The following is a 16,495-nucleotide window of genomic DNA, read 5'->3' as shown; positions in this document are numbered from 1 at the left end:
AGCATAGCATTTTTTAGCGGCTTTGTCTTTTTTGCACGGCAGAGGGTAGATTGGAATTAGGTAGTAAAAAAGCACCCTTTAAGGGTGCTTTTGATTATCTGGCGTATTATTTATTGTAACTCGCGAATATCGCGCCAACCATCATTGGTTTGCATAAGCGTAGCGCTTTGAGTACGTGTTTTCTCAATATCGGCCCAACTGTCGCCGCCTTGTTTGATCAGCTTGCGGGCCCAACTTTCAGGTTTGAATTCCGCTTCGTAGGAAACTTGTGAAACTGTTACACCGTTTGAAGGTGTCGGTTCGGTGTACCAATTGATTTTGTCGACCGTTTGGACACCTAAGCAAAACAACGGGCCATGGGGGCTGGGGCGAACTTGTCTGTTACCTTTTTCGGTAAGTTGGAAAACTTGCGTACGTATGTTTTCATCTCCGTCTTCGGTAATTTCGGTTTTTTGGCGTTCGTAAAATCCTTCATTGGTTAGCAGACGCATTTGTTTGAGATTATTTTCATTGATTTCCTGGCCGTTTCGGTTTTGTTCGGCAATTTTAATTACAGGTTCGCCCAACATGATACCGGAGCTGTCGCCATTTTCCGGTGATTGGATATCCAGGCTCAAAGGCAGACAAAAACGATTTTGCTCTGCATATCGTTCAATCGATTTTTTAAATTGCGTATTACTGGCGGAATTTTTATCGCCGCATGCGGTAAGCATGGCGGCAGCGGCAATAGCGGTGATGATGGCTTTTTTCATATCGGTAGTTCTCCTGCTGTTTTTGAATGCCTTCTATCAAAGCAAAGGTGTTTATTAAAATAAGCATAACTTTTTTTAGATAGTCTTCCAAATTTTTTACTTGCTAAATTTTATGTTGCCATATATTTGAAGCATGACAACTATGTTGCGAAAACGTACAATTGGATTCTTTTAATAAAATTGATTTGGAAATCATGATAAAAATTTACGGCATTCCGAATTGCGATACGGTCAAAAAAGCCCGGCGCTGGTTAGAAGAAAACCAAGTGGCCTATGAATTTATTGATTTCAAAAAGACGCCGCCGGATAAGGCTTTAATTGAGAAATGGTTGGCAGATATTCCAATGGAAGTATTATTAAATAAGCGTGGTACTACTTGGAGAAAGCTTGATGAAGCACAGAAAGTATCAGTAGAAAACCATGATGCCGCCATTGCTTTAATGGTAGACCAACCCAGTTTAATCAAACGTCCCATAGCCGATATAGATGGCCATTATCATGCCGGTTTTCAGATTGTCGATTACGAATCATTTTTTAGAAAATAATGAAATATATGAATACACAAACCATTTTTATTTCCGACTTGCACCTTTCCGCAGATGTGCCGGAATTAAACGAATTGTTTTTTCACTCTTTGGCAGAATGGCGAGGCAAAATCGACGCGCTCTATATCCTTGGCGATTTTTTCGATGTTTGGGTAGGAGACGATGACGAGAACCCGTTTATCAATAGTGTTGTTCAGGCTTTGGTAGATTTTACTGCCGAAACACCCGTATTTATCCAGCATGGTAACCGCGATTTTTTATTGGGTAATGCTTTTGCCGAGAAAAGTGGTGTACAGATGTTGCCTGAGCAGTATATAGCTGAGATTTACGGTAAACCTTATTTATTGGTACACGGCGATGAATTATGTACGGATGATTTGGCATACCAGCAATTCCGTCTGCAATCGCGCAATCCGATGTGGCAGGCTGCCGTTTTGGCCAAGTCCTTGGCAGAACGCCGTATGTTGGCCGGGCAAATACGTATGATGAGCGAAATCAAAAAAGCCGAAGACGGTAAAAGCGAAATCTCTGATGCCACTGAAGCCGGTATTCAAGCTTTGTTGAGCCAACATCGAGGTAAAGGCATTGAGGTATTGATTCACGGTCATACCCACCGCCCGGCAGTACATGTTCACGAGACAGAAGAAGGCTGTGTGCATCGTTATGTGCTGCAAGATTGGGAAAACGGCAAAGGCGGTTATTTGAGTATCACTTCAGACGGCAAGATAAGCATGCATCTGTTAGAGAAGTGAAGGATTTTATGTAATATGGTAAAAGAGGTTATGTATTAATATAGTTTGTAACTTTTGTAACTGTTATTTTAATAATATACAGTATTTTCTGCTTTAAAAGATGAAAAAAAATACATATTATTGCCGTTCATCTTGATTAAATACCGTTGTTCCAGCTCCATGCTATCGACATCTTGAGTCGCACTAGAATGTAAGTCATTAGGGTGGTTGTTTTTTTGCCGCCCTTTAGCTCAGGCGGGAAAAGTATTCTGCCTGAAACCTTGCATGATGTGGATAACCTTGGAGTAAATGATGACTTATTATTACGGTACAGCCTGCTACGGCGGGAAATCTTATAGCTATGGTGGCTCTAGCTACAGCGGCTCTAAATACTACGGCTCAACCAGTTGCGGTACCAGTGGAAGCTGGAGCACGGGAAGCACTTGGGGCAGCAAATGCAGCGTGGTAATTAAACCGATTGTAAAACCTGCTTTGTGCTTTTCTTTCTCGAGCCTGATTAAAATCCTTAATCCTGTTTACTGGTGCTATCCGAAGGCTACTGTTACTCCGAAGCCCGAACCAAAACCGACAACTCCCGATTGTCCTAAACCTGAGCCTAAGCCGGAACCGAAACCGGAACCAAAACCCGAGCCAAAACCGGAACCAAAGCCTGAGCCTGCCAAGCCTTGCGTAGACTGCTCAGATGTTGATCCGAACCCAAGCAACCAATACGGTGGTACTGATACCAATCCGGGTAATGTTTTGCATGTTTCCGACATGAATGCCGATGAAAACGGTTATTACTGGGGTTCTGAAGAAAAAGACACCATTACCGGTACTGACGGCGAAGATGTTATTTTCGGCGCAGGCGGCCCCGATGTGATTTACGGTGGCGACGGTAACGATACCATTATCGGCGGCCCTGGCGGTGACTCTTTGTACGGCGGTAATGGTAAAGACTACCTGCAAGGTAGCGATGGTAACGACTACCTCAACGGTGGTCCTGGCGATGACATCATGCTGGGCGGTTACGGTAATGATGTTTATGTTGTACATCAACCCGGTGATGTGGTTAAAGAGTTTGAAAACCAAGGTACTGATTTGGTTTACAGCGTTATCGACTACACCTTGCCCGATCATGTTGAAAATCTGACTTTGCTGACCGATTCTAACTTGAATGGTACCGGTAACTCTCTGGACAACGTAATCACCGGTAATGCAGGTAATAACGTGTTGAATGGCGGTGACGGTAACGATACCTTGTATGGCAAAGGCGGTGAAGACACTCTGATCGGTGGTAATGGTAACGATTACTTGGATGGCGGTTCGGACGATGACGTTCTGAACGGTGGTTTGGGTAATGATACCTACTTCTACGACTTCTGCTATGGCCACGACACCATCGTTGATAATGGTGGTAACGACGTGCTGAAATTTGGTTCTGACATCAAGGCTTCAGATTTGTTGTTCAAAGCCGACGGTAACGACTTGGTTATCAATTTCAAAAATAACCCGACCGATGATAGTCTGACCATTTCTGATTGGTTCTCAGGTGCTGATAATAAAGTGGAAAGCTTCGTATTCACTTCAAGCAACACCACTTGGGACAGCAACGCTATCCAAAACCAACTGCAAACCCATGGTATCGTATAATTTAGTATGAATACTGTGCAGTAATGCTTAACCGCCCGATGATTCGGGCGGTTTTTTATATTCGGACTACGGAGCTTGCCAACAGGCCGTCTGAAAATTTCAGACGGCCTGTTTGATTGGGTATGAATTAATGCTGTGTTGATTATATTATAGGGAATTCTGATTGGGAAAAAGCAGGGTATGGTTTCTGATAAAATGATTATAGTAATATCATGGGTGTAAGGCATCTCCTCAAGTCGGTGTGCCAATCGTCTTAAAATCAAGTAAAATACGCGCTTAAATTCAATTTTCCGGGTAGGGTAGCCATGAGTGAAATCAGTCTGAAAAAAATTTATTCAGGTAAGGTGCGGGATCTTTATGAAATAGATGACAAGCGTATGCTGATGGTTGCTTCAGACCGTTTGTCTGCTTTTGATGTTATTTTAGATGATCCTATTCCCGGCAAAGGTGAGATTCTTACCCAAATTTCCAATTTCTGGTTCCAGAAACTCAGCCATATAATGCCTAACCATTTCACGGGGGAGACGGTTTATGATGTATTACCCGAATCGGAAGCGAAATTGTTGGAAAAGCGTGCCGTAGTAGCCAAAAAACTCGAACCGGTGAAAGTAGAAGCGATTGTTCGCGGTTATCTGGCCGGAAGCGGTTGGAAAGATTACCAGCAAACAGGAGCAGTATGCGGCATCAAATTGCCGGAAGGTTTGCAAGAGGCGCAGCAGTTGCCTGAGGTGATTTTTACTCCGTCTACCAAGGCGGCGGTGGGCGACCATGATGAAAACATCAGTTTTGAAGAGTGTGAGGCCGTTATCGGTAAAGAGTTGGCGGCGGAAGTTCGTGCCAAAGCCATTCAGCTTTATATGGAAGCCGCAGAATATGCTAAAACAAGGGGTATTATTATTTGCGATACCAAATTTGAATTTGGCTTGGACGAAAATGGTACGTTAACCCTAATGGATGAGGTTTTGACTCCTGATTCCAGCCGCTTTTGGCCTGCCGACCAATACCGTGTGGGCAGCAATCCGCCGTCTTTCGACAAACAGTTCGTGCGTGATTGGTTGTTGCAAAGCGGCTGGAACAAACAGGCTCCCGCTCCCAAAGTGCCGGAAGATGTGGTGGAAAAAACCGTAGCCAAATATCGTGAGGCATTGCATCTTTTGGCCGATTGATTAAATAAAGCCCGATTTTCGGCGAATATAAATTTCAGCCGTTCGACAGATTGCCGCCGATCATTTCGGCGGCAGCCATTTTTCAGACGGCATAATGATATTAAGACGGATACATAATGAAATTACATCAGACTGTAGCAAAGCATGTAGAAGCAGCTTTTAACACGGCAGGTATCGGCGGTGAGCCGATCGTATTGCAACCTGCAAAAAATGCCGATTTCGGAGATTTTCAAATTAACGGCGTGATGGGTGCGGCCAAAAAAAGTAAGCAAAACCCGCGCGAGTTGGCCCAAAAAGTTGCCGATGCATTATTGCAAAACAGCGTGATAGAGTCTGCCGAAGTTGCAGGCCCGGGTTTTATCAACTTGCGACTGAAAGCCGGATTTTTGGCAGAAGAGGTGTATGCGGCACTTTCAGACGGCCATCTGAACGTCAGCCCCTGTTCCGATCCGCAAACAGTAGTGATTGATTATTCTTCTCCGAATTTGGCTAAAGAAATGCATGTAGGCCATTTGCGTTCAAGCATTATCGGTGACAGCCTCAACCGCGTATTGTCTTACCTTGGCCATAAGGTGATTGCCCAAAACCATGTGGGCGATTGGGGAACACAATTCGGCATGCTGGTGGCTTATATGGTGGAGCAGCAACAGGAAAATGCCGAGTTTGAATTGGCCGATTTAGAGCAGTTTTACCGTGCCGCGAAAGTGCGTTTTGACGAAGATACCGCTTTTGCCGATACCGCCCGTGAATATGTGGTGAAACTGCAAGGCGGTGATGAAACCGTATTGGCGTTATGGAAGCAGTTTGTAGAGATTTCGCTTAAGCATGCCCAAGCCGTTTACGATACTTTGGGGCTCAAGCTAACGCCGGCGGATGTGGCGGGTGAATCTAAATACAATGATGATTTGCAAACCGTTGTGGATGATTTGGTTGCGAAAAATCTGGCGGTGGATGATGAAGGTGCCAAAGTCGTGTTTTTGGACGAGTTCAAAAACAAAGACGGCGAACCGGCAGCGTTTATCGTGCAAAAACAAGGCGGCGGTTTTTTATATGCCAGTACCGATTTGGCCTGCGTGCGTTACCGTGTAGGCAACTTGAAAGCCGACCGTTTGTTATATGTGGTGGATACCCGTCAAAAACTACACTTCGAGCAACTATTTGCCACTTCGCGCAAGGCAGGCTATCTGCCTGAAAATGTAAAGGCAGAGTTTATCGGTTTCGGTACCATGATGGGGCAAGACGGCAAACCGTTTAAAACCCGCAGTGGTGATACGGTGAAGCTGGTGGATTTGCTGGACGAATCAGTTGAACGCGCAATAGGTTTAGTAAAAAGTAAAAATACCAATTTAAGTGACGAAGAAGCTGCGCAAATAGGTCAAGTCGTCGGCATTGGTGCGGTAAAATACGCTGATTTGAGTAAAAACCGCCTTAGCGATTATGTATTCAACTGGGATGAAATGCTCAGCTTCGAAGGCAATACAGCGCCTTATTTGCAATACGCCTATACCCGCGTACAAAGCGTATTCCGTAAAGCGGGTGAATGGGATGAAAATACCAAGCCCGAGTTGGTCGAACCTTTGGAAAAACAGCTTGCCGTTGAACTGCTGAAATTTGAAGACGTGTTGCAAAGCGTGGCCGATACGCTGAATCCACACTATTTGGCGGCCTATCTCTACCAAGTGGCAACTTTGTTCAGCCGTTTCTACGAGGCTTGTCCGATTCTGAAAGCCGAAGGAAGTACGCGAAACAGCCGCCTGCAATTGGCCGCACTTACGGGCGAAACACTGAAGCAGGGGTTGGGTTTGTTGGGTATTGAAACACTGGATGTGATGTAGTTTGTATCGGGGCCGTCTGAATATTTCGGGCGGCTTTTTTATTGCTTTCGTATGAAATATCTATTTCAAAAACATACGTTTGATAAAAAAAGGCCGTCTGAAATATATTTCAGACGGCCTTTAACAAAGTATCTGCGTAACATCGGCCAAACTTATTTGCACATATACGGTTAGCGGTATTTTTACGGACAAGGCGCGGTGATAGGAATCGCAAACGTTTTCGTGCCATACACGAATTTACACGGCGGCGGTGTTGAAATCGGCCGCAGTGTGATCATATATAGAAAACTTAAACAACTGAATTATCTTGCTTATCAGTGATGAAGATTTTATTTCGCTTGGCCGTATCGGTATTGTTGGCAGCAGGTGCTTATGCAATGTGGTTGCATTATGGTGCTTTGAAGCCGTCTGAAAATACAAAGGTATTAACGCGCGAAGGTGTGCTTACCCAGATTCAAGACTTAAACCGTCTTGAAAGTACGGCGTTTTATATCGACACGATTATCAAAACCGAAAAGCAGGGCAATTGGTATGCTTTGTGGCAGGATGCGCAACGAGGTTTGTTTCTAGCTAAGGGCCGGGTGGTGGCCGGAGTGGATTTGAACAAGCTGACGCCCGAACATGTGAATGTGGTGGATAACAAGGTGATTATCAGTTTGCCGCCGGTAGAAATTTTAAGTGTGAATTTAGACGATATAGAAGTTTATGATTTAAAAACCGGTTCGCTTGGTTTGCATCCGGTAGATAAAACTGTTTTCCAAACCGTACAAGCGGAGGGTAGGCGGCAGGTTTTAACCAGCGCTTGCAAAGCGGGTATTTTGGAGCACGCACAAAATCAGGCGCAGTTGCAGTTGGAAAAACTGTTTGCGCTTACCCAAACCGAAGTATCGGTTTATCCTGCCGCTTTGCCTGTGTGTAAAGCGGTTTAATATCGTGATGAAAGGATCGCAGCATGTCTCAAGTAACTTTGCAGGGCAAACCGGTAGAAGTGGCCGGTAACTTTTTACAAGCAGGCCAAACCGCGCCGGATTTCAGTTTGACTGCCGGGGATTTGTCGCAAAAAAGCCTGGCTGATTTTTCCGGTAAGCGCAAAATTCTGAATATTTTTCCGAGCGTGGATACCGGCGTATGCGCCAAATCTGTGCGGACATTTAATGAACAAGCAGCCGCTGTGGCCAATACGGCCGTATTATGTATCTCTGCCGACCTACCGTTTGCCCAAGCACGTTTTTGCGGTGCCGAAGGCATTGAAAACGTATCCATGCTCTCTACATTCCGCAGTGATTTTCCTGAAAATTACGGTGTGGCTTTGGTCTCCGGTGCGTTGCAAGGCTTGACTGCCCGTGCAGTGGTTGTACTGGATGAAAACAATCGGGTATTGCATAGCGAGCTAGTTGCCGAAATCGCCCATGAACCGGACTATACGGCTGCTTTAGCGGTTTTGTGATGTAGAGTGTTATTTGTTATCAAGGCCGTCTGAAATTTTCAGGCGGCCTTTTGTTTGCAAACGGGGGCGAAGAGGAGATTGGAATAAATTTTGGTTTTGTGTGTTTATATAATATAGGATGGGAGAACGTGCCGAAGTGATTTTCTCAGCTATGTATGGTGTGAATGCGGTACAATAGCAGCCTATCTATACCGGAGCTGTAGAGCAGTTCCGGTTAATGTTTTTATTTTTACAGCCATTATGAACCGCAGAACTTTGCAGCAAAACCATTTTGCCCGTATTGAAAAGCAGGCGGGTTATAGTTTTTCCGACCGCTCCTTGCTTGAACGGGCGTTGACCCACCGCAGCTTCTCAGCCAACAATAACGAACGCTTCGAATTTATCGGCGATGCGATTTTGAATTATACCGTTGCCAAAATGCTATTTGATGCTTTTCCCAAATTAAGCGAGGGTGAGTTGTCGCGCTTGAGAGCGAATTTGGTGAACGAAGCGGTATTGGCGGAAATCGCCGTAGAAATGAAACTGGGAGATGCCTTGTTTCTCGGTGTGGGCGAATTGAAAAGCGGCGGCTTCAACCGTCCCTCCATATTGGCCGATGCGTTGGAGGCTTTGTTTGCCGCCGTCAGCTTTGATGCGGATTTTGCCGCGGCAGAGAAAGTGGTGCGCCGTTTGTTTGCCGAGCGGGTGAAAACGGTAGATTTTAAAAACCAAGGTAAAGATGCCAAGACCCTGTTGCAGGAGTTTTTGCAGGCGCAACGCCTAGCTTTGCCAAAATACCGTATTGAAAAGCAAACCGGTGAAGGCGCCGACAGTATTTTCAGAGTATCTTGCGATTTGGGCGAGCTTGGTTTTATCTGTTACGCCGAGGCAGGCAGCCGTAAGGCGGCAGAGCAAAGTACGGCAAAAGAAGCATTGGCTTGGCTTGAGCAGCACCGTTCACCAAAGAAAAGTAAAAAATCATGATTCAGACAGCTTTGATTTGAGAGCATGCCGTCTGGAAACAGGAAAATCATTTTATGAATATGGACGATACCCAATTTCAAATTCCGGATGCCAACGGTTATCGCTGTGGCTTCGTGGCGATAGTAGGCAGGCCGAATGTCGGTAAGTCAACATTAATGAACCACCTTATCGGTCAAAAAATCAGCATTACCAGTAAAAAAGCACAAACCACGCGCCATAAGGTAACCGGTATCTATACCGATGATACGGCGCAATTTGTGTTTGTTGATACCCCGGGTTTTCAAACCCATCACCGTAACGCGCTCAACGACCGGCTGAATCTGAATGTTACCGAAGCCGTCAGCGGCGTAGACGTAATCGTTTTCGTGGTGGAGGCGATGCGTTTTAGCGATGCCGACCGCATCGTATTGCAGCAATTGCCCAAGCGCACACCGGTTTTGCTGGTGGTGAATAAGATAGATAAAGACAAAGCCAAGGACAAATTGGCATTGGATGCGTTTATTGCCGAGGTGTGTACTGAGTTTGATTTTGCAGGCGTGGAGGTGGTGAGTGCCAAACACGGTCTGCGCATTGCAAACCTGCTCGAAACCCTCAAGCCGTTTCTGCCCGAAAGTATTCCGATGTATCCCGAGGATATGGTTACCGACAAATCCAGCCGCTTTTTGGCGATGGAGATTGTTCGTGAAAAACTGTTCCGCTATTTGGGTGAGGAACTGCCTTATGCCATGAACGTGGAGGTAGAGCAGTTTGAGGAAGAAGAAAGCGGCATGTATCGGATTTATATCGCCGTTTTGGTGGATAAAGACAGCCAGAAGGCGATTTTAATCGGCAAAGGCGGCGAGCGGCTGAAGAAAATTTCGACCGAAGCGCGGTTGGATATGGAAAAACTGTTCGACACCAAAGTTTTCTTAAAAGTATGGGTGAAAGTGAAATCCGGTTGGGCCGACGACGTGCGTTTCCTGCGCGAGTTGGGTTTATAAGACAAAGCCGATGAAGCATCTCGACAATATCCTGCCGTTTGCACACAAGCTGTTACGTGCCGCCATTGGTGAGGGCGGACGTGCCTTAGACGGTACGGCGGGCAACGGCCATGATACGCTGGTGTTGGCCGAGGCTGTGGGAGAGACAGGGCGCGTATGGGCGTTTGATGTACAGGCTCAGGCTTTGGAAAATACCCGCAACCGCTTATCGGCGGCAGGGGTGTCGGCGCGTGTGGTTTTGGTTTTAGACAGCCACGAACATGTTGCACGACATATCCATGAACCGCTGGATGCTGCGGTATTCAATTTCGGATGGCTGCCGGGCGGCGACAAAAGCCTGACCACAGAATCACAAACCAGTATCAGCGCACTGTCTGCCACACTTGGTTTGCTGAAAGAGGGCGGGCTCTTGGTTGCGGCATTGTACCCGGGTCATGAAGCCGGACAGTATGAAGCAGAAGCCGTTGAAGTATGGGCGGCACAACTGCCGCAACGGCAATATGCGGTTTTACGTTACGGTTTTACCAATCGGCAAAACCGTCCGCCTTATTTGTTGGCAGTGGAAAAATTCACAAATTAATAATTATTTCGTTTAAAATACAACGTTGAAGCTAGGGATTGATTTGGCAGTTTCTGCTAATCAAAACCGCTTCGGCATAAATTGTTGTTAGTGTGTCTCAACTTCAGGCCGTCTGAAAAAACACTGGGAGTTTGGCGTAATGTCTTATTTGGCCGTAAAACACAGTCACATGTTGTTTGTGGCAATCACGATTTTACTGTTTAACTTGCGTTTTTGGCTGCGTTTCGCACGCCCTGAAAAACCACTGGCGGGCATATTGAAAGTATTGCCGCATTTTAACGATACTTTGTTATTGTTTACCGGCCTTTGGTTGATGAAAATCACCCATTTGACGCCGTTCGGCAATGCAAACTGGTTGGGTGTAAAAATCCTGTTGCTATTGGCCTATATCGCTATCGGTATCGTTACTCTCAAAGCTCCTCCTCGCAGCAACAAAGCCAATACGGGCTATTCGCTCAGCATGTTGTGTTTGGCCGGTATTCTGTATTTGGTGTGGTTCAGACCATTCTAAACAAGAGGCCGTCTGAATTATGCAAGAGTCAAAAACAGCCGTTATTGCTTTGGGCAGTAACCTGCAAAATCCCGCTGAACAATTACGCGGTGCATTGGATGCCCTTACTGCACATCCGCAAATCCGAGTGGAAAAGGTTTCTTCTTTTTATGTCACCGAGCCGGTAGGCTATACCGACCAACCCGATTTTGTGAATGCCGTTTGCGTGGTTTCCACCACTTTAAGCGGTATGGAATTGTTGGATACTTTGAACGGTATAGAGGCCGATTTCGGCAGAGAGCGTACTTTCCGTAATGCCCCGCGGACATTAGATTTGGATATTATCGACTATGCGGGCGAAATAAGTGAGCATCCGCGTTTGATTTTGCCTCATCCCCGTGCACACGAGCGTAGTTTTGTAATGCGGCCTTTGGCGGAAATTGCGCCAGATTATTCCTTGGGCATGCACGGTACGGCGACAGAGTTGGCAGAGAAATTAGGCAACGGCGGTATAAGATTGTTGGCATAACAAAAAATCCGCCACATCCAGGAGCTGAAATACAGGTCGAAGCGTGCGGTTTTATTTAGGGAAGGCAGTATGGATTACCGTTATATTGTTGTAGAAGGATCGATAGGCAGCGGCAAATCAGAGCTCAGCCAGCGTTTGGCCGCTTATTTTGATGCGCTGTATCTTACCGAAAGTCCGGAGCGTAACCCGTTTCTCGAGCAGTTTTATCTCAATGCGGCCAATCACGGGCTGGCTACCGAACTGTACTTTCTCATGCGCCGAGCCGAAGCGGTTGAAATCATCAATACCGAAGAAGAGCGTAACGGCCGTATCGTGGCTGATTTTTTGTTGGAAAAAGACCAGATTTTTGTACCGACGGTACTCAAAGGTAGTGATCCGGGTAACGAGCAAACTTTGTTTTGGGAAGTAAAACACAAAGTGATGCCGGAAATTCCCGTTCCCGATTTGGTGGTCTATCTGCAAACTTCAGACGAATTGGCACATAAACGCTTGCAAAAGCGTAACGACGGTACATTGAATCTCTTTCCCAGCGGTTACTTGCAGCAGATTCACGATGAATACCGGCGTTTTTTCCATCTCTACCAAAATGCCCCGCTGCTGATTGCCAATGCAGACGAAATGGACTTTGCGGATAATGACGACCATTTTGAAATGCTGTTGCGTGCCATGAGCAATATGCAGGGTAGCCGTCATTATTTGAATCTAGTAGATTGATCGGAATAAAAAAGATTTTTCAGACGGCGTGGGTGCGGCTCAGGCCGTCTGAAATATTTTCAGCGGGGTATATGGGTTTATCAGTTTGTCGCCGCTTGAAAACAAAGGCCGTTGTAACCATATAGCGGAAACGAAATTTTATCTGTAAAGAGACTAAGATGATTACAGTTAATACCCTGCAGAAAATGAAAGCAGAGGGTGAAAAAATCGCCATGCTGACGGCGTATGAGGCCAGTTTTGCCGCTTTGATGGACGAAGCTGGCGTAGATGTGCTTTTGGTCGGCGATTCTTTGGGCATGGTGGTTCAAGGACAACAATCTACCTTGCCGGTTAGCCTGCGCGATATGTGCTACCACACCGCCGCTGTGGCGCGTGGTACGAAAAATGCCATGATTGTGAGCGACTTGCCTTTCGGCGCATACCAGCAAAGCAAAGAACAGGCTTTTGCCGCCGCCGCCGAATTGATGGCCGCGGGTGCGCATATGGTCAAACTCGAAGGTGGTGTTTGGATGGCGGAAACCACCGAGTTTTTACAGTTGCGCGGTATTCCCGTATGCGCCCATATCGGGCTTACGCCGCAGTCGGTACATGCTTTCGGCGGTTATAAAGTGCAGGGTAAGGGCGATAAAGCACAGGCTTTGCTAAATGATGCCGTCGCACACGAGCAGGCGGGAGCCGCTGTGGTACTGATGGAGTGCGTTCCTGCCGATTTGGGCAAACAAGTGACCGAACGACTGCGCTGTCCGACCATCGGCATCGGTGCCGGTGTGGATTGCGACGGACAGGTATTGGTGATGCACGATATGCTGGGTATTTTCCCGGGCAAAACCGCCAAATTCGTGCGTAACTTTATGGAAGGGCAAACCAGTGTTCAAGCAGCGGTAAAAGCCTATGTGGATGCGGTTAAAAACAAAACATTCCCCGCCCCCGAGCATACATTTGGCTCATAATGTTTTCTCCGTTGCAAACAGTGTATGATTTTTACCCCTAATTTTTCAGACGGCCCCGAAAATACTCAGGCCGTCTGAAATACGATTGGAAACAAGCCAATAGCGTATCCGAGTAGAAATAGAAAACATATATGGGACAGCTGTTAAGTATTGCAGCCTTGCATTGGCGGCATAGTTGCGCCACTATTATGGCCGTTTCTTTCAAGCCGTTTTAAAACAAAACTATGCAAATTATCCATACCATTCAAGAATTACGCGCATGGCGCAAAACTGCCGGGCGGGTGGCTTTTGTGCCGACAATGGGCAATCTCCACGAAGGCCATCTGGCCTTGGTGCATGAAGCACAAAAGCGTGCAGATAATGTTGTCGTCAGCATTTTTGTCAACCGTTTACAGTTTGGGCAAGGCGAAGACTTCGGCCGTTATCCGCGTACCTTGCAGCAAGATGCCGATAAACTCAAAGATGCAGGCGTAGCAGTCGTATTCGCTCCCGATGAGCGCGAACTCTATCCCCGTGTTGCACAACGTTATAATGTCGAACCACCGCATCTGCAAAACGAATTGTGCGGCAAGTTCCGCCCCGGCCATTTCAGAGGCGTGGCAACGGTAGTGAGCAAATTGTTCAATATCGTTACCCCCGACGTGGCCTGTTTCGGCAAAAAAGATTACCAACAGCTGGCTGTAATCAAAGGCATGGTAGAAGATTTGAATTTCAATATCGAAATCGTGCCCGTTGATACAGGCCGTGCAGCCGACGGCTTGGCCCTATCCAGCCGCAATCAATATCTGAGCGAAACCGAACGTGCCGAAGCACCGCATCTTTATCGGGAACTGCAAGCCGTAGCAGAAGCGATAGCGCAAGGAAATCTTGCCTATGCCGATTTGGAACGCTGGGCTACCGATAATTTGGCGGCTGCGGGCTGGGTGGTGGATTATATCGAAGTACGCCATGCCGAAAGCCTCGAAGTGGCCCATGCAGGAGATAAGCATTTAGTCGTATTGGCTGCCGCCCGCCTAGGCAGCACCCGCTTGATTGATAATATTGAAGTATCGCTAGAGTAAGCGAGCCAATACGATCAAAATAAAAAAGCCTGCAAGGATTAGCCATGCGGGCTTTTTTATTTTGGGGTGTTATATGCCGGATATTCAAATGCCGTCTGAAATTTTTCAGACGGCATTAATTGTTTGGATAGTAAGTACTTAATTCAAATACCCATTAGTTTTGCCAATTGGGGCCAATAAAACAGGCAGCCGATAGCGCATACGGCTACGGCGATTCCGGCTGCATTGATGCGGCTCAGATTTTCTTTAAAAGCCACTGCTCCGACTAATGTACCCAAAACAATCACGCCGATATTCATTCCTGCAAATACCAAAGCCGGATTGTCGCTCATGGCTTGGTGGGCACGTACATACGACCAGATATTGGCAAAATTCAGGCAGCCTAAAAGTAGGCCACCGGTAATGCCTGCTATTGTCCACTTGCTGCCTTTGTAAAACAGATAGCCGAACATTAAAGCCGCGGCAAGGCAGAATGCGACCAGTAAGTTGCCGGAAAAGGCCGTACCGCTTTTGGCGACTTGTTTGAATAATATGTCTATCAAACCATAGCCTGCCCATACGCCCAGTAAAAGCATCACCTGCGTGGTGAAGTTGCCCAATTTTTTGCCGCCTTCGTTTTTCCATAGTAGGCAAAATAGGGCGACAAAAGCCAGTGAGATACCAATAAGGCGGCTTGGCGACAATTCTTCGCCGAAAATCAAAAATGAGGCGGTAATCGGCAGAAACAGAGACAGCCGCTGTGCCGCATCTGATTTGACAATGCCTACCTGTTGTACGGCACGCCCCATGATGATAAATACGGCGGGTAAGAGCACGCCCAATGCGGCAAACAGCCACCATGTGGGCAGATAAGCACGCCATTGTGATAGATCGGGTTGGAGCAGCCACATGCACAAGGCAATGGCGGCCAGATAGTTGACGGCTACGGCTTGTTCGATGTCGATTTTCTTACTGCGTGCCACTTTCAGAAGCACTGAAACGGATACGCTGCATAAAATACTGATAATCAGGAAAATCATGATATGGAGGTAATTGCAGGAAAAAATCTGGAATCAGAGAGGCCGTCTGAAAATGTGTTCAGACGGCCTGTTTCGTTAGCGGTTTTAGTCGGCCAATAAGGCTACCAATACGGCTTTGATGGTGTGCATACGGTTTTCCGCCTGATCGAAAACGATAGAGGCTGGGCTTTCGAATACGTCTTCGGTTACTTCTACGCCATCCAAGCCGAAGGTTTGGTAAATCCATTCGCCTACTTTGGTTTCCCGGTTATGGAAGGCGGGCAGACAGTGCATGAATTTAACGTTTGGGTTGCCGGAGGCCGCCATTAGCTCGGGGGTAACGCGGAAGGGCGAAAGCAGTTTGATGCGTTCTTGCCATGCGGCCTCGGGTTCGCCCATGCTGACCCAAACGTCGGTATGGATAAAATCAACACCGTTCACGGCTTCTTGCGGGTTTTCCGTGAGCAAAACGCGTGCGCCGCTGGATGCGGCCAATTCGTGAGCGTGTTTGATCAGCTCTTCAGACGGCCATAAGTTTTTGGGTGCGCCGATGCGTACATCCATACCCAATAGCGCACCGATCAGCAGCAGCGAGTTGCCCATGTTCGAACGGGCGTCACCCACATAAGCATAGGAAATTTGTGTGAGCGGCTTGGCGCAGTGTTCGCACATGGTCAGTACGTCGGCCAACATTTGGGTAGGGTGGAATTCATCGGTAAGGCCGTTGAATACGGGGACGCCGGCATAACGTGCTAAGTCTTCTACGATACTTTGTCCGTAGCCGCGGTATTCGATACCGTCGTACATCCGTCCCAATACGCGGGCGGTATCTTTAATGCTTTCTTTGTGGCCGATTTGGCTGCCGCCCGGCTCGAGATAGGTAACGCCCGCACCCTGATCCATAGCAGCAACTTCAAATGCGCAGCGGGTGCGGGTAGAGGTTTTTTCAAAAATCAGAGCAATGTTTTTGCCGCGCAGCTTTTGTTCTTCCCGGCCGGCTTTTTTGGCGGCTTTGAGTTCGGTCGACAAATCAAGCAGGTATTGGATCTCATCTGCCGTGAAATCAAGAAGCTTGAGGAAATGGCGGTTTTTCAGATTCAT

General features: G+C 47.0%; 18 protein-coding genes. 15 read left to right on the top strand and 3 right to left on the bottom strand.

Going from position 1 to position 16,495, the window contains the following annotated elements; genetic code table 11:
* Positions 1–110: 110 nt before the first annotated feature.
* Positions 111–752 (bottom strand): hypothetical protein, encoded by a 642-nt coding sequence (locus LVJ86_RS07820; protein WP_047760340.1) that lies wholly within the window; start codon positions 750–752, stop codon positions 111–113.
* Positions 753–946: 194 nt separating this feature from the next.
* Here LVJ86_RS07820 and LVJ86_RS07815 point away from each other — a divergent pair, with 194 nt between their 5' ends.
* The 15 genes from LVJ86_RS07815 to panC all read left to right on the top strand — a co-directional run bounded on the left by LVJ86_RS07815 (position 947) and on the right by panC (position 14,396).
* On the top strand, positions 947–1,297 hold the full coding sequence (locus LVJ86_RS07815) for an ArsC family reductase (RefSeq protein WP_047760442.1): 351 nt from the start codon (positions 947–949) through the stop codon (positions 1,295–1,297).
* A gap of 8 nt (positions 1,298–1,305) precedes the next feature.
* A complete protein-coding gene (locus tag LVJ86_RS07810) occupies positions 1,306–2,049 on the top strand; it encodes a UDP-2,3-diacylglucosamine diphosphatase (protein WP_047760441.1) in 744 nt (247 codons plus the stop codon).
* A 288-nt stretch (positions 2,050–2,337) separates the two neighbouring features.
* Positions 2,338–3,681, top strand: a complete 1,344-nt coding sequence (locus LVJ86_RS07805) for a calcium-binding protein (protein WP_235284580.1) — start codon at positions 2,338–2,340, stop codon at positions 3,679–3,681.
* Positions 3,682–3,986: 305 nt separating this feature from the next.
* Positions 3,987–4,847, top strand: coding sequence for a phosphoribosylaminoimidazolesuccinocarboxamide synthase (locus LVJ86_RS07800; RefSeq protein ID WP_047760339.1), 861 nt, complete (start codon positions 3,987–3,989; stop codon positions 4,845–4,847).
* A gap of 116 nt (positions 4,848–4,963) precedes the next feature.
* Entirely contained in the window at positions 4,964–6,682 is a 1,719-nt protein-coding gene (gene argS, locus LVJ86_RS07795; RefSeq protein WP_047760338.1) for an arginine--tRNA ligase, read from the top strand.
* A 320-nt stretch (positions 6,683–7,002) separates the two neighbouring features.
* A complete protein-coding gene (locus LVJ86_RS07790; protein WP_047760337.1) occupies positions 7,003–7,611 on the top strand; it encodes a DUF4230 domain-containing protein in 609 nt (202 codons plus the stop codon).
* 23 nt (positions 7,612–7,634) lie between these two features.
* A complete protein-coding gene (gene tpx, locus LVJ86_RS07785) occupies positions 7,635–8,129 on the top strand; it encodes a thiol peroxidase (protein WP_047760336.1) in 495 nt (164 codons plus the stop codon).
* 240 nt (positions 8,130–8,369) lie between these two features.
* A complete protein-coding gene (gene rnc / locus LVJ86_RS07780; protein WP_047760335.1) occupies positions 8,370–9,092 on the top strand; it encodes a ribonuclease III in 723 nt (240 codons plus the stop codon).
* A gap of 53 nt (positions 9,093–9,145) precedes the next feature.
* Positions 9,146–10,072 (top strand): GTPase Era, encoded by a 927-nt coding sequence (era, locus tag LVJ86_RS07775; protein WP_047760334.1) that lies wholly within the window; start codon positions 9,146–9,148, stop codon positions 10,070–10,072.
* 10 nt (positions 10,073–10,082) lie between these two features.
* Entirely contained in the window at positions 10,083–10,652 is a 570-nt protein-coding gene (gene mnmM / locus LVJ86_RS07770) for a tRNA 5-(aminomethyl)-2-thiouridylate-methyltransferase MnmM (RefSeq protein ID WP_047760333.1), read from the top strand.
* Positions 10,653–10,791: 139 nt separating this feature from the next.
* Positions 10,792–11,163 (top strand): SirB2 family protein, encoded by a 372-nt coding sequence (locus tag LVJ86_RS07765; RefSeq protein WP_047760332.1) that lies wholly within the window; start codon positions 10,792–10,794, stop codon positions 11,161–11,163.
* A 19-nt stretch (positions 11,164–11,182) separates the two neighbouring features.
* Complete coding sequence (gene folK / locus LVJ86_RS07760) at positions 11,183–11,671, top strand: 2-amino-4-hydroxy-6-hydroxymethyldihydropteridine diphosphokinase (protein WP_047760331.1); 489 nt, start codon at positions 11,183–11,185, stop codon at positions 11,669–11,671.
* Between the two features lie 69 nt (positions 11,672–11,740).
* Positions 11,741–12,385 (top strand): deoxynucleoside kinase, encoded by a 645-nt coding sequence (locus LVJ86_RS07755; RefSeq protein WP_047760330.1) that lies wholly within the window; start codon positions 11,741–11,743, stop codon positions 12,383–12,385.
* Positions 12,386–12,543: 158 nt separating this feature from the next.
* Entirely contained in the window at positions 12,544–13,335 is a 792-nt protein-coding gene (gene panB / locus LVJ86_RS07750; protein ID WP_047760329.1) for a 3-methyl-2-oxobutanoate hydroxymethyltransferase, read from the top strand.
* Positions 13,336–13,559: 224 nt separating this feature from the next.
* Complete coding sequence (gene panC, locus LVJ86_RS07745; protein ID WP_047760328.1) at positions 13,560–14,396, top strand: pantoate--beta-alanine ligase; 837 nt, start codon at positions 13,560–13,562, stop codon at positions 14,394–14,396.
* Positions 14,397–14,539: 143 nt separating this feature from the next.
* Here panC and LVJ86_RS07740 read toward each other — a convergent pair whose 3' ends face one another.
* Together LVJ86_RS07740 and LVJ86_RS07735 are read right to left on the bottom strand one after the other, a co-directional pair.
* On the bottom strand, positions 14,540–15,415 hold the full coding sequence (locus LVJ86_RS07740) for a DMT family transporter (protein ID WP_047760327.1): 876 nt from the start codon (positions 15,413–15,415) through the stop codon (positions 14,540–14,542).
* Positions 15,416–15,499: 84 nt separating this feature from the next.
* Positions 15,500–16,495: an ornithine carbamoyltransferase gene (locus LVJ86_RS07735; RefSeq protein WP_047760326.1), complete on the bottom strand. Its 996-nt coding sequence runs from the start codon at positions 16,493–16,495 to the stop codon at positions 15,500–15,502.

It is taken from the genome of Neisseria arctica, from assembly GCF_022870905.1.
In the GTDB taxonomy this organism is placed as follows: Bacteria; Pseudomonadota; Gammaproteobacteria; order Burkholderiales; family Neisseriaceae; genus Neisseria; species Neisseria arctica.
This window is presented reverse-complemented; position numbering and strand designations above follow the sequence as displayed.